This is a genomic window from Streptomyces sp. NPDC051105 (genome assembly GCF_040682795.1).
Classification (GTDB): domain Bacteria; phylum Actinomycetota; class Actinomycetes; order Streptomycetales; family Streptomycetaceae; genus Streptomyces.
Genome location: NZ_JBFBBR010000009.1, coordinates 316,585 through 336,671 on the forward strand (window position 1 = coordinate 316,585; position 20,087 = coordinate 336,671).

Here is a 20,087-nt window from a genome sequence, read left to right on the forward strand (position 1 = left end):
GAAGCCTCCCCCGTATCCGAAGCGTCCGGCGCATCCGACGCAGCCGACTGGCACTTCACCTCCGACGTGGACGAATTCCTCGACCACGCCCAGGACTTCCTCGGCTCCCGCCCGGACCTGCACACCGTCCATCTGACGGTGACCCAGCAGATGCGGCACAGCGGCCCGTCGGCGTACGGCGACCGGCCCCCGTTCCTCGGCTACCTGACCCGGAGCGACGGCAGCGTGGGCGCGGCCCTGCTGCACACCCCGCCGTACGCCCTGCGCACCACCCGCCTCACGGCCGGCGAGACCGAGGCGCTGGCCTCCCGGCTCCTCGACCTCGGCCACCCGGTCTCCGGATTCGCCGCCGAACGCGCCACGGCGGAGGCGTTCGTGGCGGCATGGGAACGGCGGACCGGGACGCCCGGAAAGCTCCAGGACCTCGAACGGCTCTACCGGCTGGACGAGTTGACGGTCCCCGCTCCGGTGCCGGAGGGCCGGGCGAGGGTGGCCGGGCCATCGGACCGGGAGCTGCTGATCCGCTGGTACGGCGGCTTCGTCGCCGACGCGGGCCTGCCGGGCGGTCGGGCGGCCGGGGACTGGGCCGACTTCCGGCTCTCCTACGGCGGCGTCACGCTGTGGGAGACCCTCGACGGCACCCCGGTGTCCATGGCCGGTGTGACCCCCACGGTCGCCGGGCAGGCCCGGGTCGGGCCCGTCTACACCCCGCGTGATCGGCGCGGCCGCGGCTACGCCGGCGCGGTGACGGCGGAGGTCAGCCGGGCGGCCCTGGGCCGGGGTGTCGGCGAGGTCCTCCTCTTCACGGACCTGGCGAACCCGACCAGCAACGCGCTCTACCAGCGCATCGGCTACCGGCCGGTGGCCGACTGGGCGGCGTACGACTTCAGGGAGCGGGCGTAGGAGGCGGCCGCGCCTACGGCCGTCGCCTACGGCAGGCGTGCGCCGTGCGGCCCGGCGCTCACGGTTGGCGTGCGCCGTGCGGCTCGGCGCTCACGGCCCGCGTGCGTCGTGTGGAACCGGCGCTCACGGCCCGCGGGGCGTCGTGTGGAACCGGCGCTCGCGGCCGGCGTACGTAGCGAGGGACCGGCGCTCACGGCGGGCGTACGTAGCGAGGGGCCGGCGCTCGTAGCCGGGTGTGCGCCCGTGCGGAACCGGCCTCACGGCCACAGCAGTTGCTTCCGCCAAGTCCCGTCCGCCTCCCCGACGTACCGGAGTCGGACATGCCGCCGTTCCGGGTCGCCCTGGAAGAACTCGGCCTCCTCCGGGCGCAGCCGGTAGAGGGTCCAGGTGGGGGAGGGGGCGGTCGGCTCGGCGCGGGCCCGTTCCCAGGCCGCCTCGGACTCCTCCCGCAGTTCCTCGAGCGAGGACAGGACCCCGCTCTGCCTGCCGGTGAGCGCCGCCGCCAGGGCGCCCGTCGAGCGGGCGTGCAGGTCCGCCTGGCCCTCCTCCGACGGCGCCGCGGTGACCGGCCCGCGCAGCCGGACCTGGCGGCCCAGCACCGGCCAGTAGAAGGCCAGCGCCGCGTACGGGCGGGCGCTCAGCTGGTGCCCCTTGCGGCTGGTCAGATGCGACGCGAAGGACCAGCCGTCCGGGTCCGCGCCGTGCAGCATCACGATCCGTACGTCCGCCCGGCCCTCCTCGTCCGCCGTGGCCAGTGACACGGTGTGCGGCTCCGGCTGCCCGGCCGCCACCGCCTCCGCGAACCACGTGGTGAAGAGGGGGAGCGGGGCATCGGGCGCCGACGCCGGGTCGAACGGCCGTAGCTCCGTGGTCTCGGGGGACCACACCCGGAGCGACTTCAGGAGCGTGTGAAGATCCGTTGCTGCCATGTGCCGAGTATCACTCGGGGACCCCGCGCGGCCGCACCATCAGGACCTCGTACGGCGGCCCGGCGTGCCCGGAGGTGCCCGGGTGCCGGAACTCCCGGGCACAACCGCGCAAATCCCTGCGAACACCTGTGCCCCGGCCCCACACTGTCCGGCATGAGGGGACCCAGGACCGTGCGGGTGGCCGTACGCCACGTACTCGGCGACGCCGGGCGGCCCAGGACGCCGACCGTCACCTGGGCCGCGCGTGACTTCCGGGTGGTCCGGCCGGCCGCGGGCCGGGACCGCGTCGAGCTGGAGTGCCCGGTCTGCTCGGCCGGGCTCGTCGCCGAGGTCCGCGACCACGCCCGTACCCGGCGCATCCGCCTGACCTGGGGCATTGTCTCCCTGCTCGCGCTGGCCCTGTTCGCCGCCTCGCTGGCCTACGTCGTCCACGAGGGCGGCCGGACCCTCCCGGCCGGGCAGTCGCCGCCTCTGCTCCTCCCGCTCAGCGTGGCCGCGGCAGCCGTGACCCTGATCGTCGCCCCCGCCGCCTGGGTGATCGCCCGCAAGCACATCGGCGTCACCCTCGTCGACGCCCCCGGCCCCCGCCGTGGCCACCGCATCGTGCCGGTGCGCGGCTGAGGCATCCCTCAGTGCCGGGCGAACTGGACTCCGGTCCGCTGGACCGTGTCCGGGCGTACCGGGAGTGCGGGCACGGTGAGTTGCTCGCCGTAGATGTCGGTGAGGCGGAGCTCGCCGCCGCAGCCGGTGCCTTGTTCGGAGAGGAAGTAGTTGTACCCGGTGCGGGTCAGCGCCAGCCAGCCGCCACCGGTGCGGACCTCCAGGCGGGCCAGCGGGTTGCGGTGGCCGATCGCCTGGATGCCGCACCAGTACTGGGTGGAACCGGTCTTGTAGCGGATCGACACCGTGTCCGAGGTGGCGGGGCTCAGCAGGCTCCAGGTGATCGCGATCCGGCCCGCCGAGAGCGGCGCGAGCTTCGCGAACGCCTGTCGGCTCAGGTCCAGTTGGCCGACCGCGCAGGGCGCCGGGCACTCGTTGGTGATGCGTACGGTGATGGACGTGCCGCTCGCCGCACGGACCGAGACATACGCCCCGCACGCCTTCGCCGTCTCGTAGTCCGCGGTGTTCATCGCCGCGGTCATGACGTCGTCGGTCGGGCCGAACGAGCAGGCGCCGTCGCCGTTGCCGGCGTCGTAGGAGGTGGCGACCCCCTGGTAGGAGGCGCCGGGCCGGATCCGGCCGGCCGCGAGGGCCGTGGTGGTGGACGGGGTGCGGACGGTGCCGGCCGCCGCGCGCCGGGCCGGGGTGGTGGCAGGGGCCGCGGACGCCGTCGGCGTGGTCCGTGCGCTCGCCGTGGGCTTCGACGACGCCGACGATCCCGTCGAGGGCGTCGCCGATGCCGTCTCCGTCGTGCTCGCCTCGGCTTCCGACGAGGCCGTGGACGAGGCCGCGGACACCGCCCGGTCCGCGGCCCCCTGCCCCGTGCCGGCCGTGTCGCCGGGGCGGAAGGCCACGACCAGGGTCACGACCAGGGCGACGGCGACCACCGCGGCCACCGCGAGGAGGGGGCCGCGGACCGGGCGCCACTCGAAGTTCTGGTCCGTACGCGGGCGACGGCGATGTGAGGAGGAGGCCACGGAGCGATCCTTACGCGGTTCGGCGGTGCACGTCCTTCGAACGTCTCGTCCTGAACGTCGAAGCTTCCGGTACGCGGTCGCCGCCGCGGTCCGAAAGGTTGCCGCGGTCCGAGAGATTGCCGCGGTCCGAAAGGTTGCCGCGGTCCGAGAGATTGCCGCGGTCCGAAAGGTTGCCGCGGCTCGAAAGGTTGCCGCGGTCCGAAAGATTGCCGCGGTCCGAAAGGTGCCGCGGCTCGAAAGGGGCCGCGGTCCGAAAGGTCGCCCCCGCTCGAAAGGTCGCCCCCGCTCGAAAGGTTCCCGTCGTCGTCCCCCGCCCCCGCTGTCACCCCCGTCCCAGCACCACCGTCCCCGACGAGCAGAACCAGCCCCCCGTCCCCGACGCCACCCCCAGCTCCGGCAGCCCCCCGTCCGTCCGGCGCACCTGCCGGTCACCGGCCTCACCGCGCAGCTGCCGTACCGCCTCCACCAGCAGGAACAGTCCCCGCATCCCGGGGTGTTGGGCCGACAGACCGCCCCCGTCCGTGTTCACCGGAAGCTCGCCGCCCTCGACCCGCAGCCGCCCCTTCTCCACGAACGCCCCGCCCTCGCCCTTCCCGCAGAAGCCCAGGTCCTCCAGGGTGACGAGGGTCATGTAGGTGAAGGCGTCGTAGATCTCGGCGAAGTCCACCTCCGAGGGCCGTACGCCCGCCCGCCGGAAGGCCAGTCCGCCGCTGACCGCAGCGGGGGACACCGTGAAGTCCGCCCACTCCGACATGGTCGCGTGCGAGACGCACTCACCCGTGCCCAGGACCCACACCGGCGCGGTACGGCAGTCACGTACGTACTCCTCGGCCGCCAGCAGCACCGCCGCGCCGCCGTCGGAGCGGATGCAGCAGTGCAGCTTGGTGAAGGGGTCGGCGATCATCGGGCCGGACAGGACCTCGTCGACCGTGACCGGGGTGCGGAACATCGCCTCCGGGTTCAGCGCCGCGTTCGCCCGAGCCTGGACCGCCACCTCGGCCAACTGCTCGATCGTCGTGCCGTGTTCGATCATGTGTCGGCGGGCCGCCATCGCGTACTTGGCGATGAGGGTGTGGCCGTAGGGGACCTCGAACTGCAAGGGCCCCCGCGCGCCGAAGGACAGGTCACCCGTCCTGCGGCCCGCCTTGATGTCGGCTCGGGCCGTCGAGCCGTACACCAGCAGGACCGCGTTGGCATGGCCCGCCGCGATCGCGTCCGCCGCGTGCGCCGCCATGACCTCCCAGGTGGAGCCGCCGACCGAGGTGGAGTCGGCCCAGGTGGGGCGCAGGCCCAGGTACTCGGCCACCTCCACCGGGGCCAGAGTGCCCAGGCCCGCGGAGGCGAAGCCGTCGACCACCTCCCGGCCGAGGCCCGCGTCGGCCAGTGCGCGGCGGGCCGCCTGGGCGTGCAGGGCGTAGGCGGTGGCGTCGTCCACGCGGCCGCAGTCGGACAGGGCCACGCCGACCACGGCGACCTTGCGGGGTCCGGTCATGAATCTGACGGTACATCAGATCCGCTGCACTCCGCCCCTGTGCATCTGCATCCGGTACCCCTAACATGACGGGCCGTCAGATCGTCAGGAGGTCCGGTCATGGACGCCCGCTTCACCGACGAGCAGGACGAGATCCGGCGCGCCCTGCGTGAACTGCTCCACAAGCGATGCGGGACGGAGGACGTACGGGCCGCCGTCGACAGGCCGGAGGGGCACGACCCCGCCCTGTGGACCACCCTCGGCGAACAACTCGGCCTGCCCGGACTCGCGCTGCCCGAGGCGTACGGCGGTGCCGGCTGCTCCGTCACGGAAGTCGCGCTGGCCGCGGAGGAGTTGGGGCGCGCTCTCGCCCCCTCCCCCTTCCTCGCCACCGCCGTCCTCGCCGTCCCGCTGCTGCTCGCCCTCGGCACCGACGCCCAACGCGCCGAGCTGCTCCCGAGGATCGCCGACGGCAGCCTCACCGCCGCCCTCGCCGTCCCCGGCGCCCATCTCGGCACCGCCCTCGCGCTCACCGGCCCCGGCGGCGGCGACTGGGCCGGCGGCGGACGGGCCGGCGGCGTCCAGGCCCGGCACCGGGGGGACCGGTGGCAGCTGTACGGAGAGGCCGACCAGGTGCTGGACGGGCACAGCGCCGGACTGCTGCTGGTCCCGGCGCACGCCGGTGGGTACGCCCGCTCACGCGTCCTGCTCTTCCTGGTGGCGGGGGACGCCGACGGGGTCGTACGGACCCGGCGCACCGCCCTCGACCCGACCCGCCCCCAGGCCAGGGTCCAACTGCGCGATGTGGCCGCGGAACCGGTGGGCGACGAGGACACCGACATCCGGCCCGCCCTCGCCGCGCTCGGCGACTCCGTGGCCGCGGTGCTCGCGGGCGAGGCCGTGGGGGCCGCGGACCGGGCGCTGGAGCGGACCGTGGAGTACGTGAAGCAGCGGGAGCAGTTCGGGCGGCCGATCGGGTCCTTCCAGGCCGTCAAGCACCGGCTGGCCGATGTGCATGTGGCGGTACGGGCGGCCCGGTCTGCCGCCTATTACGCGGCCTGGGCGACGGCCCAGGGGGAGCCGGCGGGCGGACTGGCCCTCGCCCAGGCGCTGGAGGCGCTGCGGACCGCCGCCGCGGAGGGGATCCAGCTGCACGGCGGGATCGGGTTCACCTGGGAGCACGAGGCGCATCTGGCCTTCAAGCGGGCGGCCGGGGACGAGCTGCTCTTCGGGCCCGTGCACCGGCTGCGCGGGCAGGCCGCCGACGCGGCGGGGCTGTTCGAGGGACGGGGGGTGGCGGTGTGATCGGCGAACGCCTGGTGCGGAAGGCGGCGGCCAGCCGCGGGTTCCTGAAGGTCGCCCCGCATGTGGTCCCGGCCCTGGACCGGGCCGTGCACCGGCTCAGCGGGGGCCGGCTGCTGCTCAGCGCGCAGATGCTGCCCGGGGCGATCCTGACCTCCACGGGGGCGCGCAGCGGGCTGCCCCGGCGTACGCCGCTCGCCTGCATGCCCCTGGAGGACGGCTGGCTGCTCGTCGGGTCCAACTACGGCCGGACCGACCACCCCGCCTGGACCTACAACCTCCTCAGGCATCCCGCCGCGGAGATCAGCTGGAAGGGCCGGGACATACCGGTCACCGCCCGGCTGCTGACGGGGGCCGAACGGGCGGCCGCCTGGCGTGAACTCCTGGAGTTCTGGCCGCCGTACGCGACCTACCAGGAGCGGGTGGACAGGGAGCTGCGGGTTTTCCGGCTCACCGCGTCGTAGCGGGTTCATCGGTCACAGCGAGTGCCGCGCGGCTCGCCAGGGCGCGGCGGTCGGTCACAGCGCGTGCTGTGCCAGCAGGAGGGCGCCGATGCCCAGCATCGCCGCCCCCGAGGTGCGGGTGACCGCCCGGGCCGCTCGCGGGCGCGCCGACAGCAGGCGGCGGGCCAGGGTGCCGACGGCGAGGTAGACGGCCGCGCAGGCCGCCATGTGGAGGGCGCCGAGTACGGCCGTCTGGACGGCCACGGGGGCGTGGTCGCCCTTCGTCACCAGGAACTGGGGGAGTACGGAGAGGTAGAGCAGCAGGCCCTTGGGGTTGAGGCCGCTGATCGCCGCACCCCGCCAGAAGTCCGGCCCCTCCGTCCCGGCCGCCGCCTCTCCCTCCTCCACCGGTACCGCCGGGCGCCGCAGCACGCTCCACCCCAGCCACACCAGATACCCGGCTCCGGCCACCGTCAGGACGGTGAGCAGCGCGGGCGAACTCGCCACCAGCACCGCGAGCCCCGCGACCGCGAGCGTCGTGTGCAGCGCGTACCCGGCGACCAGGCCCGCCACCGCGCGCGGTACCGAGCGGCCGCGCACTCCGGCGGCGATCACGAACGCCCAGTCGGCGCCGGGCACGCACACCAGCAGCAGGTCCACGGCGAGGAAGGAGATCAGGGGTCCGGTGTCCATGGCAGGGACATTAGGTGCGAACAGCCCGAAAGTGTTGTCGAAATTTGCTCACGTCCAGGGGTTCCGGGGAAGAATCTTCTCCATGGACGACGTGGACCGGAAAATTCTTGCCGAGCTTCAGCAGGACGGGCGGCTGACCGTGACCGAGCTGGCCGGGCGGGTGCGGCTGAGTGTCTCGCCGTGCCACCGGCGGCTGCGCGAGCTGGAGCGGGCGGGGGCGATCAGCGGGTACCGGGCGGTGGTGGACCCGGCGTCCGTGGGGCTGACCTTCGAGGCGCTGGTCTTCGTCTCCATGCGGCAGGAGGACCGGGACACGGTCGCCGACTTCGAGCGGGCGATCGCGGAGATCCCTCATGTGCTGGACGCGCAGCGGCTGTTCGGTGAGCCCGACTATCTGCTGCGGGTGGCCACCGCCGACCTCGCCGCCTTCCAGCGGCTCTACGACGATCGGCTCGCGACCCTGCCGGGCGTACAGCGCCTCACCTCGACCCTGGTGATGAAGCACGTGGTCCGGGACCGGCCCCTCCCGGCATAGCGCGACAGGCGGCGGCCCACCTCCGGTGAACCACCGCCTGCCTGACAGGACCCAGGGCGCGGGTTACTTCGTGGGCTTCTTGCCGGTCACGCCCAGGTGCACCAACAGCGCGAGGTTCGGCTTGAGTTCGGCCTGCTTCACGCCCCAGGACTGGAAACCCTTCTGGTGCGAGGCGACGGCCGCGAGCATCGCGACCAGCGAACCGGCCATGGCCGCCGGGTTCACGTCCTTGTCGACCTTGCCCTTGGACTGCAACTCCGTGATGGAGTCGGTCAGGGAGTTGTTCACCGAGTTCAGGATCTTCATACGGATCTTGTAGAACCGTTTGTCCCCTTCGGCGGCGCCGAGGTCGACCACGCGCAGGATCGCGTCGTTCTTGCGCCAGAACTCCAGGAAACCGTCCACGAGTTCCTGCGCGGTCGCCCAGCCGGCCTTGCCGACCCAGGAGCGGCCTGCCAGCAGCTCGGTCAACTGGCCGCCCTCGGTGGCCATTTGCTCGGCGATCTCCAGGACGGCGCCCTCGACGTCCGGGAAGTACTGGTAGAAGGTCGCGGGCGAAGTACCCGCCTTCCGGGCGACATCGATGACCTTGACGTCCCGGTAAGGGGAGGAGCTGAGCATCTCGCTGAGGCAGTCGAGCAGCTTCTGCCGGGTCGCCTGCCCACGCCGGCCGGCCACGCGGCCGTCGACGGTACGCACTTGTCCTGTCATGCCGTCAGCTTACCGAGGGGTGATCGGAGCGCGATTCGGCCGACTGCAAATGGGGTGCACGGGTGTATGGGGGGTGGGTGAGGGGTGCGTGGGCGGCGCCACCCCAGGTGGTGCGGTTGGTCTGCGGGGTGCGGGCGGGGCGGTTACTTTGACGACATGGCCGAAAACAGGGCATCCGCATACCCGGAGGGCGTCCCGTGCTGGGTGGACGTGCAGCTTCCCGACGTCGAGGCGGGCAAGCGGTTCTACGGCGGGCTCTTCGGATGGACCTTCGAGGACGCCGGACCGGGAGCCGTGTGGGCCCGGCTGGACGGCGCGGCCGTCGCCAGGCTGGCACGGAAGCGCGACGGCCGGATGCCCACTGTCTGGACGGTGTACTTCGCGACCCCGGACGCCCGGGACCTCGCCCGGCGGATCCTCGCCGCCGGCGGCCAGATCGTGAACGACCCGGCGCCGGTCCGTGACCTCGGCACCGCCGCCCTGGTCGCCGACCCCCAGGGCGCCGTCTTCGGCCTCTGGCAGGCCGCGAGGCACCCCGGTTTCGGCGTCCGGCACGCCCCCGGCACCTTCGCCTGGGCGCAGCTCTACACCAGTGACACCGACGCGGCCAACACCTTCTACGGCCACCTCTTCGCCGACGCCCTGTTCGGCCCCGACGCCGACCCGGACTTCGGCCGCGCCCCCCTCTCCGACGTCTTCTACGCCGGGATGCCGCCACAGTTCGTCGTCCACTTCCGCACCGGGGACGTGGGGGCCGCGGTCGAGGCCGTGCGGCAGCTGGGCGGCCGGGTCCAGGCGCCGCCCTTCGAGACGTCGTACGGGAAGGTGGCCGTCGTGACCGACAATCAGGGGGCGTCCTTCGCGCTGCTGCAACGCTGAGGCCGGATGTAGACGGATACAGACGGCTCTCGGTGGAGAAATGTCTCACTTTGTCATGTGACACCCCGATTGGTCGCCGGGTTCGCAACCTGTGCCCGGGCCAGGAAGAATCGGGGTGCGTGCCGCCATGGCGGTGCGGTGGTGAGACGCTGCACGGGGTCGCGTACATATGTGGGTGGACGGGGCCCGTACGGGGAGGTGGCAGGCAAGTGGTGGATCAGCTGACGCAGCACGATCCGCGGCGGATCGGGCCGTTCGAGGTGCTGGGACGGCTGGGGGCCGGCGGCATGGGGCTGGTCTATCTCGCGCGCTCGGCGTCCGGCCGGCGCGTGGCGATCAAGACGGTCCGGACCGAACTCGCCGAGGACCAGCTGTTCCGGGTCCGCTTCACCCGCGAGGTGGAGGCGGCCCGCGCGGTCTCCGGCTTCTACACGGCGGCCGTGGTCGACGCCGACCCGCGCGCGGCGGTGCCGTGGCTGGCGACCGCGTACGTTCCCGCGCCCTCGCTCGAAGAGATAGTGAACGACTGCGGGCCGCTCCCGGCCCAGGCGGTCCGCTGGCTCGCGGCGGGCGTCGCGGAGGCGCTCCAGTCGATCCACGGCGCGGGCCTGGTGCACCGGGACCTGAAACCGTCGAACGTCCTCGTCGTGGAGGACGGCCCCCGGGTCATCGACTTCGGCATCGCGTCCGGCGTCTCGAACACCCGTTTGACGATGACGAACGTCGCGGTCGGCACCCCCGCCTACATGTCCCCCGAGCAGGCCAAGGACTCCCGCAGCGTCACCGGCGCCAGCGACGTCTTCTCCCTCGGCTCCATGCTCGTCTTCGCCGCCACCGGCCACCCGCCCTTCCACGGTGCCAACCCGGTCGAGACCGTCTTCATGCTGCTGCGCGAGGGCCCGGACCTCGAAGGCCTCCCGGAGGAACTCCGCCCCCTCATCGAGTCCTGTATGCAGATGGAGGCCGTCGGCCGCCCCAACCCCGCCGACCTCCAGGCCCAGCTGGCCCCCCATCTCTTCGGCTCCGGCTCCGACGACAGCGGTACGGCGTCCGCGTGGCTGCCCGAGAAGGCGGTCGCGCTGATCGAGTCCCGGCGCGGCGGCCGCCCGGCCGTGAAGCCCTCCGCCCATCCGTCCGGCGCCCGCAGCGGCGGCCGGCTCGCGGTCCCCCCGCCGCCCTCCTACGACCCCGTCGTCCCGGTCCCGGTCGGCGCCCCCGACGCCGGCCCGGTCCGGCTGGCCGGCGCCCAGGTGCCGATCGGCCCCGGCCCGCGGGTCGCCGACGCCCGTGCCGCCGCCGTCAAGGCGCCCCCGCCGGAGGCCGGCCTGGTGGCCAACTGGTCCCGGCCGCGCCCGGGCGTCAACGGCGCCGACCCCGCCGTACCGCCCGTGCCCGTCCAGCCCCCGGAGACGGCGTCCGGCTGGCGGCCCTGGCGGTTCCGGATGTCCAACGACGTGTGGGGCACCCCGGCCGTCGACGGCGACCTCGTCTACGTCACCTCCTTCGAGGTGCACGCCCTCGACGTCGCCACCGGCCGGCGCCGCTTCAAGACCAGGGACGTCGCCTGGTCCATGGCGGTCGCGGACGGCCGTATCCACGCCTCCGACGGACCGACCCTGTTCGCCCTGGAGGCCCGCGAGGGCGGCGACCTGTGGCGGCTGTCCACCGACGCCTGGGTGTACGCCCTCAAGGCCGACCGCGGCACCCTCGTCACCGGCACCCGGGGCGGTGGCGTCCAGGCCTGGGAGGCCTCCAACGGGCAGAAACTCTGGGAACTGTCCGGCGCCCAGACCGACTTCGAGGCCCCCGAGTCCGGGCCCTCCCTGCACGAGGGCACGGTCTTCGTCTGGCAGGACGCCCGCCTGCGCGCGCTGGACGCCCGGACCGGCGACGAGCGCTGGTCCTACCCCATCGGCGACGCGGCCTCCTGCGGCGGCGTCCCGGTCCGGCTCACCCACGCCCCCGACGGCTGCGTGTACGCCTCCGCGGGCACCCGCGTCATCGCCCTCGACACGGCGACGGGGCGCGTCCGCTGGCACTTCGAGGCACCGGCCGTCTTCCTCTCCCCGCCGGCCTTCGTACCCGGCCCGGCGGTCACCGGCGGCGGCATCTACCTCGCGGACTATCTCGGCACCGTGTACGCCCTCGACGCCACCGACGGCCGCGACCGCTGGCGCATCGCGACGGAGGCCCGCGCGTCGATCGAGCCGGTACTGGTGGCCGCCGGGCACGTGCACGTCGGCAGCGGCAAGGGGCTGTACACCCTGGACGCGGTCACCGGGACGCCCAAGTGGCGTTTCCAGGCGGGCGGCGACGTGGTGGGGACGCCGGTGGTGGCGGAGGGCCGGATCCACTTCGGCTCCACCGACCATCTCCTCTACACCCTGAAGGCCGACGACGGCCGGCTGCGGTGGAAGCTGGCGACCGGCGGGGAGATCACCGGGTCGCCGGTGGTGCGGGACGGGGTGGTGTACGCGTGCAGCAAGGACCGGTGCGTGTATGCCTTGGACGCCGAGAAAGGCACCGGTACGGCACGGACCGCGTGAGCGCCGCGGGGGTGGTGCGGGTCACACGGCCACCGCGGCGCCGTGGGGGCCGTTCGCGCAGTTCCCCGCGCCCCTAAAGGGGCACGAGAGCAGCGCCCCTTCTGCCGCGACGTGCCCGCAGTCGCCCGACGGCCGTCGGCCCCCCCGCGGCGACTCAGCGAATGCGGGGCGGCGTGGTCCGGGGCCGGTTTCCGAACAGTTCGGCCTGCCGGTCGTCCGGCAGGTTCCCCAGTGCGATGAGGTACGGCGCCTGCCCGTACCCCCGCTCCCGCGCCGCCTCCTTCGCCGCCCACAGCGCCCGCACGCTCCCCTGCACCCCCTCGGCCGGATACCCGGCGATCACGGTCGCGCACCGCACGGCCGCCGCCAACGCCTGCCCCGGCTCGGTCACTTCGGACACCAGCCCCACCTCGTACGCCCGCCGGGCCGAGACGCGCTCGGCGTTGCCCATGAGCACCATCCGGGCCACCTCCCCGTACGGCATCCGCTGTGCCATCAGCACCGACTCGTACGCGCTGACCATGCCGTAGGAGGTGTGCGGGTCGAAGAAGGCGGCGGTCTCGTCGGCGATGACGAAGTCCGCCTCGCCGAGGAGATAGAAGGCACCCCCGCAGGCCATTCCGGCCACGGCGGCGATCACCGGCTTCCACAGGTCGTTCGTCTTGGGGCCGATCGCGATCAGCGGATCGTCCTGGCTGTACGGCGAGGACGGCTGCGGCACGACGGCGTCCCGGTCAAGACCGGTGCTGAAGGCGCGCCCGCCGGTACCGGTGAGGACGACGGCCCGTACGGCGTCGTCGAAGCGCAACCCCCGCCAGGCGGCGGAGAGTTCGGCGGCGGTCGCGAGGTCGATGGCGTTGAGCTTCTCCGGGCGGTCGAGGGTGACGACGGCGACGCCGGTGTCCTTGTCCGTGTCGAGGCGCAGGCTCACGGCCGCTCCAGGACCCACTGCGGAAGGCCGTCCGCGAACACGGCCTGCACCCGGGTGCCGATCCGGATCCGGTCGGGGGAGAGGGAGTCGAGCGGTGCCCCGGCCGCGCTGACCAGGTTCCCCACCAGGCGTATCCGCGGCATGTCCGCCAGTTCCACGACCACGACGTTGTACGGCGCCTGGGCCGCGTACTCCGGGAGCAGCGGCGGGTGCGGGACGACGTACGACCAGATCCGCCCCCGGCCGCTCGTCGGCCGCCACTCGCTCGCGAAGGACTGGCAGTGCGGGCAGCAGGGGCGGGGCGGGAAGCGGGGCTCGTGGCAGTCGGCGCAGGCCTGGACGCGGAGTTCGCCGAGCGCCGCGTACTCCCAGAAGGGTGCGCCGTCGCTGTCGATGGCCGGTCGCAGCATCTCAGCTCCGGTTGGTGAGGAGGAGGGCGGAGGTCGGCACGCCCTCGCCCGCGGTGACCAGGCAGGTGGCGGCGCCGGGGACCTGCGCGGTACTGGTACCGCGCAGCTGCTTGACGCCCTCGGTGATGAGGTTGAACCCGTGCACGTAGGCCTCGCTGAGCCCGCCGCCCCCGGTGTTGACGGGCAGCCGCCCGCCGATCTCCAGCGCCCCCTGCTCGGTGAAGGCCGCGCCTTCCCCTCTCCCGCAGAAGCCGTATCCCTCCAGGGAGAGCGGGATCAGCGCGCTGAAGGCGTCGTAGATCTGGGCCACGTCGACGTCCTCCGGGGTGAAGTCGGCGTGCTTCCACAGGTGCCGGGCGGCGGTCCAGGCCGGACCGGTGAGCGGGTCGTCGTTCCAGTAGTTGACCATGCCGTGGTGCTGGGCGGGGAGGCCCTGGGCGGCGGAGTGGACGTAGACGGGTTTCCGGGCGCAGTCGCGGGCGCGCTCCCTGCTGACCACCACGCACGCCAACGCCCCGTCCGTCTCCAGGCAGTTGTCGAAGAGGCAGAGGGGCTCGCTGATCCACCGGGAGGTCATGTACATCTCGCGGGTCAGGGGGCGGTCGTACATGACGGCGGCGGGGTTCTGGTTGGCGCGGTTGCGGCAGGCGAGGGCGACGTTGAAGAGGTGGTCGCGGGTGGCGCCGTACTCGTGCATGTAGCGGCGGGTGAGCATGGCTATCTCGTCGGCGGGCCGGAGCAGTCCGAAGGGCCGGGTCCACTGGGCGGGGGTCGGGAGCTGGACGGTGGTGTTGGTCCAGGGGCGGGGTCCGGAGCCGCGCTTCCGTGATCGCCAGGCGACGCCGATCGTGGCCTGACCGGCGGCGATCGCGGCGGCGAGGTGCGCGACCGTGGCACAGGAGCCGCCGCCCCCGTACCCCACCTTGCTGAAGAAGGTCAGGTCGCCGAACCCGACCGCCTTGGCCAGCTCCACCTCGTCGGTCTCCTCCATGGTGAAGGAGGCGAGGGCGTCGACCTCGGCGGGGGCGATCCCGGCGTCGTCGAGAGCGGCGAGGACGGCACGGCAGGCGAGGGTCCGCTCGTCCTCGTCGAGCCGTTTGGCGAAGGGGGTCTGTCCGATCCCGACGATGGCGGTGGCGTCCCGGATCCCGGCCATGTGCACACCTCCGCGAGCTGCTGAAGGGCTGCTGACAGTCCGTCAGGCTACCGCTAATCTGACGTACCGTCAGCTATGCGTTCTGTGCTCTCGCCTGGGGAGGCCGTTGTGCGCGGTGACATGGAGTGGGGGACCGTTCCGGGACTGGTGCGGTCGGCGGCCCGGCGGTACGCGGACGCCGAGGCGGTGGTGGACGGCCGTACCCGCGTCACCTACGCCGAGCTGGGCTCCCGGGTGGAACGGGCGGCGGCCGCCTGCATGGCCGCCGGCGTCGAGATGGGCGACCGGGTGGCCGTGTGGGCGCCCAACTCCCTGGACTGGATCGTCGCGGCACTGGGCGCTGTCTCGGCGGGCGGGGTGCTGGTCCCGCTGAACACCCGCTTCAAGGGCGCCGAGGCGGCGGACGTGCTGCGCCGGAGCGGGGCGCGCCTGCTGTTCGTGACGGGGACGTTCCTGGGCACGTCGTACGTGGCCTCGCTCAGGCGGGCGGCGGGGGAGGGGGACTCCCCGGGCCCGCTGCCGGGGCTGCCGCTGCTGCGGGACGTGGTGGTGCTGTCGGAGGACGCGCCGGTGGACTTCCGTACCTGGAAGGACTTCCTGGCGGCCGGGGAGGGCGTGGCGGCCGGAGAGGTCGCCGCCCGTTCGGCCGGGTTGGCCGGTGACTCGCTCTCCGACATCGTCTTCACCTCCGGTACGACGGGCCGCCCCAAGGGCGCGGTGATCACGCACGAGCAGACCCTGCGGGCGTACGAGGTGTGGGCCGACCTGGCGGGCCTGCGCACGGACGACCGCTATCTGATCGTGAACCCCTTCTTCCACACGTTCGGCTACAAGGCCGGGGTGATCGCCTGCCTGATGCGGGGCGCGACGATGATCCCGCAGCCGGTGTTCAACGTGGAGACGGTGCTGGCGAACGTCGCGGCGGAACGGGTCTCCGTACTGCCCGGTCCCCCGACCCTCCACCAGTCGCTCCTCGACCACCCGGCGCGCGACACCCATGACCTCTCGGCGCTGCGGCTGGTGGTCACGGGAGCGGCGGTCGTACCCCTGCTCCTGGTCGAGCGGCTGCGCGGCGAACTGGGCGTGGAGACGGTGCTGACGGCGTACGGCCTCTCGGAGGCGAGCGGCATCGTGACGATGTGCCGCCGCGGGGACCCCCCTTCGGTGATCGCGTCGACGTCGGGGCGGGCGATCCCCGGCACCGAGGTACGGGTGGACGCGGCGCCGGGCGAACCGGGCGAGGTACTGGTCCGGGGCTTCAACGTCATGCGCGGCTACTACGAGGACGCGACCGCGACCGCCGAGACGCTGACGGCGGACGGCTGGCTGCGCACCGGCGACGTCGGCGTCCTGGACGCGGCCGGGAACCTGCGGATCACCGACCGGCTCAAGGACATGTTCATCGTCGGTGGCTTCAACGCCTACCCGGCGGAGATAGAGCAACTGCTGGGTCTGCACCCGGATGTGGCGGACGTGGCGGTGATCGGCGTGCCGGACGGGCGGCTGGGCGAGGTCGGCAGGGCGTTCGTGGTGCGCCGCCGGGGCTCGGTGCTGACCGGGGACGACCTGATCGCCTGGGCGCGCCGGGAGATGGCGAACTACAAGGTGCCGCGGGTGGTGGAGTTCGTGGGCGAGCTGCCGCGGAACGCGAGCGGGAAGGTGGTGAAGGGGGAGCTGCGGGGCCGCCGGCTCGCCTAGGCCGGCTTCGGACGGGCGGCTCGAGCGGGCCCGCCTGCGCCAGCCGGTTCAGCCGCGAACCGTGGGTGTGCGCGAAGACCCGGAGCCGGGTGACCGAGGGGCGGCCGTGGCGCGGACCGGCCTCGCCCCCGCCCCGGGCACACCCGGCGCGGACCGGCCTCGCCCCCGCCCCGGGCACACCCGGCGCGGACCGGCCTCGCCCCCGCCCCGGGCACACCTCGGCCGCGGCGGCTCCCCCTCGGCGCCGCCGCGGCCGGTCCCCGTCCGCGGGAAGGTTTTGTCAGGCCGTCTCGCCCGTGGCGTGGATGTTGTCCGTGCCGACCTCTGTGGTGGCGTCGTCCACCTTGAGGGGGTTCGCGGTCGTCAACGGCTCGCTCGTCGCGTGGATGTTGTCCGTGCTGACGCTCGTCTCGTCCTCGACGTCCGTCGCGTGGATGTTGTCGGTGCTGTTGGTGTCGCTCATGTTCGCTGCTCCCCTGACAGTTCGGTGCCCTGAAGTAGGCCGCCTGTCCGGCGGCTCCCCCGAGCCCGCCGGACAGGCGTCATGACCGCTCACCGTAGTGCAACGGCCCAGGTCGCCCCGCCTGCCCCCCGACGCGACGGAACGACACCACGAGAGTGCCGGACGGCGATAAACGAACGATGAACGACCCCCCCGGGGGTCGGACTCAGGTGACCGTGAGCGGCTGGAGAAGGGCCCGCACCGAGCCGGCCTCGGGGGCGCCCAGCGCCTCGAACAGGTCCAGCGCCTCGCGCCAGCAGACCTGCCCCCGGCCGGACTGCCCGATGCCGTGCAACGCGTGCCCGAGCACGACCAGCACGTTCGCCCGCCGCCAGTCGCCGCCGATGCCGCGCAGCACGGTCAGCGCCGCCTCGGCGTTGGCGGCGGCCTGCCCCGGACGCGGCGCGGCCAGGTCGACCTCGGCCAGCCGGAACAGGGACATGCCCTCCCACATGCGCTGGCGGCTGTCCCGGAACACCTCGAGGGCCTCCTGCAGCCGGGCGCTCGCCTCGGTGAGCGCACCGTGCTTGGTCAGGGCGAGACCGAGGGCGTAGCGGCCGTTGGCGCCCTTGAGGGCGTGCCCCATGGCGTCGTACATCTCCGTGCCCTGCCGGGCCAGGGTCACCGCGCTCTCGGTCCGTCCGGTGGCCAGGTGGATGCGGGAGAGGTTGCACAGGGCACTGGCCTCGCCCGGGCGGTCGTCGCAGGCGCGGAAGCCCTCGATCGCCCGGGTGAGATGGGCCTCGCCGTCGTCGTGGCGGCTCTGGTAGACCGCGATCACCCCGAGGATGTTGGACGACCAGCAGCTCGCCAGCGGATCGACGGACGCGGTCGTCAGCTCGCGGGCCCGCCCGGCCTCCTCGTCGGCCAGGTCGAACCGGCCGGTGACGCTGTGGGCGTAGGCCAGCGTGATCAGGGCCCGGGCCTCCGCGCGTGGGTCCTCGGCCCGCCGTGCCGCCTCGCGCAGCGTTGACGCGACTCCGGCGTACTCCTTGGAGTTGGTGCCGGACTCGGCCAGGTCCACGGCGGCCCACAGCACGTCGACCGCCCGTACGAGGAGTCCCGAGCCCGCGGACTGCCGGACACAGGCCAGCAGGGACACCGCTTCCGCGTACAGCCAGTCCTGCGCCCGGTGCCGGTCCGCGAAGACCAGCCCGGGGTGGTCGGGCGTGGCCAGGTGGTCCACCAGCCGGTCGCCGGGCCGTTCGAGGGCGTAGACCCCGGCCGCCGTCGCCAGATAGAAGTCCAGGAGCCGGGACATCGCCGCCTCCCGTTCCCTGGGCGGCTGTTCGTCGCGTTCCGCGCAGGCGCGTGCGTAGAGGCGGACCAGGTCGTGGAAGCGGTAGCGGCCGGGGGCCGCCGACTCCAGGAGGGACGTGTCGACCAGGGCCTCCAGGAGGTCCTCCGTCTCCTCCGCCGGGAGGTCCAGGACCGCCGCGGCCGCCGCCAGCGAGATGTCCGGGCCGTCCGCCAGGCCCAGCAGGCGGAACGCGCGGGCCTGCGCCGGTTCCAGCTGGCCGTAGCCGAGTTCGAAGGTCGCCTTCACCGCCAGGTCGCCAGCCTGGAGTTCGTCCAGCCGGCGGCGCTCGTCGCCGAGCTTCGCCGCCAGTACCGAGACCGTCCAGGTGCGGCGGGCCGCGAGCCGGGACGCGGCGATACGGATCGCCAGCGGCAGGAAGCCGCACGCGGCCACCACGTCCAGCGCCGCCTCGCGCTCGGCGGCCACCCGCTCCGCGCCGACGATCCTCGTGAACAGCTGGAGCGCCTCGTCCGGGGACATCACGTCCAGGTCCACCAGATGCGCCCCGGCCAGGTCCACCATCCGGACCCGGGAGGTGACCAGTGCCGCACAGCCCTCGGTGCCCGGCAGCAGCGGGCGCACCTGGGCCGCGTCCTTCGCGTTGTCCAGCAGCACCAGCACCCGGCGGCCGTCCAGCACCGAGCGGTACAGGGCCGCCCGGTCGTCCAGGGTGTCCGGAATGGCGGAGTCCGGGGTGCCCAGGGCGCGGAGGAAGGAGCCCAGGACCGTCTCCGGTTCCGCCGCCCGGGGCCCCGCCCCTTGCAGGTCGACGTACAACTGGCCGTCCGGGAAGGACGATCGGGCCTGGTGGGCCACATGGACGGCCAGCGTGGTCTTGCCCACGCCGCCGATGCCGGCCAGCGCCGACACGGCCATCACCCGGCCCTCCGCCGACGCCAGCACCTCGCTCAGCTCGGTGACGCTGCCGGCCCGGCCGGTGAAGTCGGGCACGGTGGCCGGGAGCTGGGCGGGGCGGACCAGGGTGGCCGGGGGGTCCGCGGCGGGCGAGGAGGGTTCCGCCAGGGCCGGGTCGGCCTGCAGGATCCGCTGCTGGAGGTCCCGCAGGCCGGGGCGCGGGTCGACGCCCAGCTCCTCGCCAAGCAGACGGCGCGTGTCCGCGTACACGGCGAGGGCCTCGGCCTGCCGGCCGCTGCGGTACAGGGCCAGCATCAGCAGCTCGCGCAGCCGCTCCCGGAGCGGATGGGCCGCGGTCAGCGCGGTCAGCTCCGACACCGCCTCCGCGTGGCAGCCCTGCTCCAGGTCCATGTCCAGGCGGGACTCCAGGAGCTGCAGCCGCCACTCGTCCAGGCGGACCCGGTGCGCGTCGGCGTACGGGCCGGGGACGCCGGCCAGCGCCTCGCCGTCCCACTGGGACAGGGCGCGCCCGAGCAACTCCCTCGCCCGGCCCAGGTCCCCGCCGCTCCGCGCCTTCTCCGCCTCCGCCGACAGGTCCTGCACCACCGCCAGGTCCAGGGCGCCCTCGCCGAGGCCGCGCACCGCGTAGCCGCCGGACTCGCTGACCAGGACGCCCGGGTCCAGGATCTTGCGCAGCCGGGACGCGTACGTGCGTACCGCCGCCAGCGCCTGCGACGGCGGCTCGGGGCCCCACAGCGCGTCGATCAGCTCGGCCGCGGTCGCCGTGCGGCCCTCGCGCAGCAACAGGGCGGCGAGCAGGGCGCGTTGCTGGGGGGAGCCGGTGTTGAGCGGCTGTCCCTCGCGCCATGCGCGCACCGGACCGAGCACACTGAAGCGCAACGCCGCCTCCGCCGAGGAGGAGGGGCGCCGCTGCTCCGGTACCCGCGGTCCACCGTCCATGCCCGTCCCCCTAGACATCCCGATCCACCCCGTCAGTTTGCCTTGTTCACGGGAGTCGCGTCAGCCTGGCGAGACACCGATCACAGGGCGACACACGGTGGTCCACACAGTCTTCACACGGCAGTGGCCTCCGTGACAGGCCCGGTTCGTGAGGGAACGTTTCCGCCGGGCGGGGTCCGCGTCCTCCGCGCCGGAGCCCCGCAGTTCCTCCCGCACCGCCCGCCGA

The 20,087-nt window shown here is 73.7% G+C and carries 18 protein-coding genes; 8 read left to right on the plus strand and 10 right to left on the minus strand.

Features of this window, described 5'->3' with window-relative positions; all coding sequences use genetic code 11:
- Window positions 1-66 precede the first annotated feature (66 nt).
- Window positions 67-903 carry a GNAT family N-acetyltransferase gene (locus tag AB0N16_RS23945; RefSeq protein ID WP_365799806.1) on the plus strand — a complete coding sequence of 279 codons (837 nt, stop codon included), beginning with the start codon at window positions 67-69 and terminating at the stop codon, window positions 901-903.
- Window positions 904-1,160: 257 nt separating this feature from the next.
- On the opposite strand, the gene AB0N16_RS23950 is transcribed toward AB0N16_RS23945, so the two are convergent.
- Window positions 1,161-1,832, minus strand: a complete 672-nt coding sequence (locus AB0N16_RS23950) for a pyridoxal 5'-phosphate synthase (RefSeq protein ID WP_365799808.1) — start codon at window positions 1,830-1,832, stop codon at window positions 1,161-1,163.
- Between the two features lie 153 nt (window positions 1,833-1,985).
- On the opposite strand from AB0N16_RS23950, the gene AB0N16_RS23955 reads away from it, so the two are divergent.
- Entirely contained in the window at window positions 1,986-2,453 is a 468-nt protein-coding gene (locus AB0N16_RS23955) for a hypothetical protein (protein WP_365799810.1), read from the plus strand.
- An 8-nt stretch (window positions 2,454-2,461) separates the two neighbouring features.
- Here AB0N16_RS23955 and AB0N16_RS23960 read toward each other — a convergent pair whose 3' ends face one another.
- Both AB0N16_RS23960 and AB0N16_RS23965 read right to left on the minus strand, forming a co-directional pair.
- On the minus strand, window positions 2,462-3,469 hold the full coding sequence (locus AB0N16_RS23960) for an expansin EXLX1 family cellulose-binding protein (RefSeq protein ID WP_365799812.1): 1,008 nt from the start codon (window positions 3,467-3,469) through the stop codon (window positions 2,462-2,464).
- Window positions 3,470-3,791: 322 nt separating this feature from the next.
- Window positions 3,792-4,961 carry an acetyl-CoA acetyltransferase gene (locus AB0N16_RS23965; RefSeq protein ID WP_365799814.1) on the minus strand — a complete coding sequence of 390 codons (1,170 nt, stop codon included), beginning with the start codon at window positions 4,959-4,961 and terminating at the stop codon, window positions 3,792-3,794.
- Window positions 4,962-5,060: 99 nt separating this feature from the next.
- Here AB0N16_RS23965 and AB0N16_RS23970 point away from each other — a divergent pair, with 99 nt between their 5' ends.
- Together AB0N16_RS23970 and AB0N16_RS23975 are read left to right on the plus strand one after the other, a co-directional pair.
- The gene (locus AB0N16_RS23970; RefSeq protein WP_365799816.1) at window positions 5,061-6,245 is read left to right on the plus strand and encodes an acyl-CoA dehydrogenase family protein; all 1,185 of its coding nucleotides are present in this window, start codon (window positions 5,061-5,063) and stop codon (window positions 6,243-6,245) included.
- The gene (locus AB0N16_RS23975) at window positions 6,242-6,706 is read left to right on the plus strand and encodes a nitroreductase family deazaflavin-dependent oxidoreductase (protein ID WP_365799818.1); all 465 of its coding nucleotides are present in this window, start codon (window positions 6,242-6,244) and stop codon (window positions 6,704-6,706) included. The genes AB0N16_RS23970 and AB0N16_RS23975 overlap by 4 nt, the downstream gene beginning before the upstream one ends.
- 54 nt (window positions 6,707-6,760) lie before the next feature.
- Here the strand turns inward: AB0N16_RS23975 and AB0N16_RS23980 are convergent, their stop codons facing one another.
- Window positions 6,761-7,378, minus strand: coding sequence for a LysE family translocator (locus AB0N16_RS23980; protein WP_365799820.1), 618 nt, complete (start codon window positions 7,376-7,378; stop codon window positions 6,761-6,763).
- A gap of 82 nt (window positions 7,379-7,460) precedes the next feature.
- On the opposite strand from AB0N16_RS23980, the gene AB0N16_RS23985 reads away from it, so the two are divergent.
- On the plus strand, window positions 7,461-7,913 hold the full coding sequence (locus AB0N16_RS23985) for an Lrp/AsnC family transcriptional regulator (protein WP_365799822.1): 453 nt from the start codon (window positions 7,461-7,463) through the stop codon (window positions 7,911-7,913).
- A 63-nt stretch (window positions 7,914-7,976) separates the two neighbouring features.
- On the opposite strand, the gene AB0N16_RS23990 is transcribed toward AB0N16_RS23985, so the two are convergent.
- Complete coding sequence (locus AB0N16_RS23990; RefSeq protein WP_351711899.1) at window positions 7,977-8,624, minus strand: TetR family transcriptional regulator; 648 nt, start codon at window positions 8,622-8,624, stop codon at window positions 7,977-7,979.
- Between the two features lie 156 nt (window positions 8,625-8,780).
- On the opposite strand from AB0N16_RS23990, the gene AB0N16_RS23995 reads away from it, so the two are divergent.
- Window positions 8,781-9,503: a VOC family protein gene (locus AB0N16_RS23995; protein ID WP_365799824.1), complete on the plus strand. Its 723-nt coding sequence runs from the start codon at window positions 8,781-8,783 to the stop codon at window positions 9,501-9,503.
- Between the two features lie 209 nt (window positions 9,504-9,712).
- The gene (locus AB0N16_RS24000) at window positions 9,713-12,049 is read left to right on the plus strand and encodes a serine/threonine-protein kinase (RefSeq protein ID WP_365799826.1); all 2,337 of its coding nucleotides are present in this window, start codon (window positions 9,713-9,715) and stop codon (window positions 12,047-12,049) included.
- Window positions 12,050-12,203: 154 nt separating this feature from the next.
- Here AB0N16_RS24000 and AB0N16_RS24005 read toward each other — a convergent pair whose 3' ends face one another.
- The 3 genes from AB0N16_RS24005 to AB0N16_RS24015 are packed head-to-tail and all read right to left on the minus strand — an operon-like array spanning window position 12,204 to window position 14,546.
- Window positions 12,204-12,980, minus strand: a complete 777-nt coding sequence (locus tag AB0N16_RS24005; protein WP_365799828.1) for an enoyl-CoA hydratase/isomerase family protein — start codon at window positions 12,978-12,980, stop codon at window positions 12,204-12,206.
- Entirely contained in the window at window positions 12,977-13,390 is a 414-nt protein-coding gene (locus tag AB0N16_RS24010) for an OB-fold domain-containing protein (RefSeq protein WP_365799830.1), read from the minus strand. Before AB0N16_RS24010 ends, AB0N16_RS24005 begins: the two co-directional genes overlap by 4 nt.
- A gap of 1 nt (window position 13,391) precedes the next feature.
- The gene (locus AB0N16_RS24015) at window positions 13,392-14,546 is read right to left on the minus strand and encodes a lipid-transfer protein (RefSeq protein ID WP_365799832.1); all 1,155 of its coding nucleotides are present in this window, start codon (window positions 14,544-14,546) and stop codon (window positions 13,392-13,394) included.
- A 120-nt stretch (window positions 14,547-14,666) separates the two neighbouring features.
- Between AB0N16_RS24015 and AB0N16_RS24020 the strand changes: the two genes are divergently transcribed.
- Entirely contained in the window at window positions 14,667-16,244 is a 1,578-nt protein-coding gene (locus tag AB0N16_RS24020) for a FadD3 family acyl-CoA ligase (RefSeq protein ID WP_365800027.1), read from the plus strand.
- Window positions 16,245-16,524: 280 nt separating this feature from the next.
- Here AB0N16_RS24020 and AB0N16_RS24025 read toward each other — a convergent pair whose 3' ends face one another.
- Both AB0N16_RS24025 and AB0N16_RS24030 read right to left on the minus strand, forming a co-directional pair.
- Entirely contained in the window at window positions 16,525-16,707 is a 183-nt protein-coding gene (locus tag AB0N16_RS24025; RefSeq protein ID WP_365799834.1) for a hypothetical protein, read from the minus strand.
- Window positions 16,708-16,912: 205 nt separating this feature from the next.
- A complete protein-coding gene (locus tag AB0N16_RS24030) occupies window positions 16,913-19,861 on the minus strand; it encodes a BTAD domain-containing putative transcriptional regulator (protein WP_365799836.1) in 2,949 nt (982 codons plus the stop codon).
- Between the last annotated feature and the right edge of the window lie 226 nt (window positions 19,862-20,087).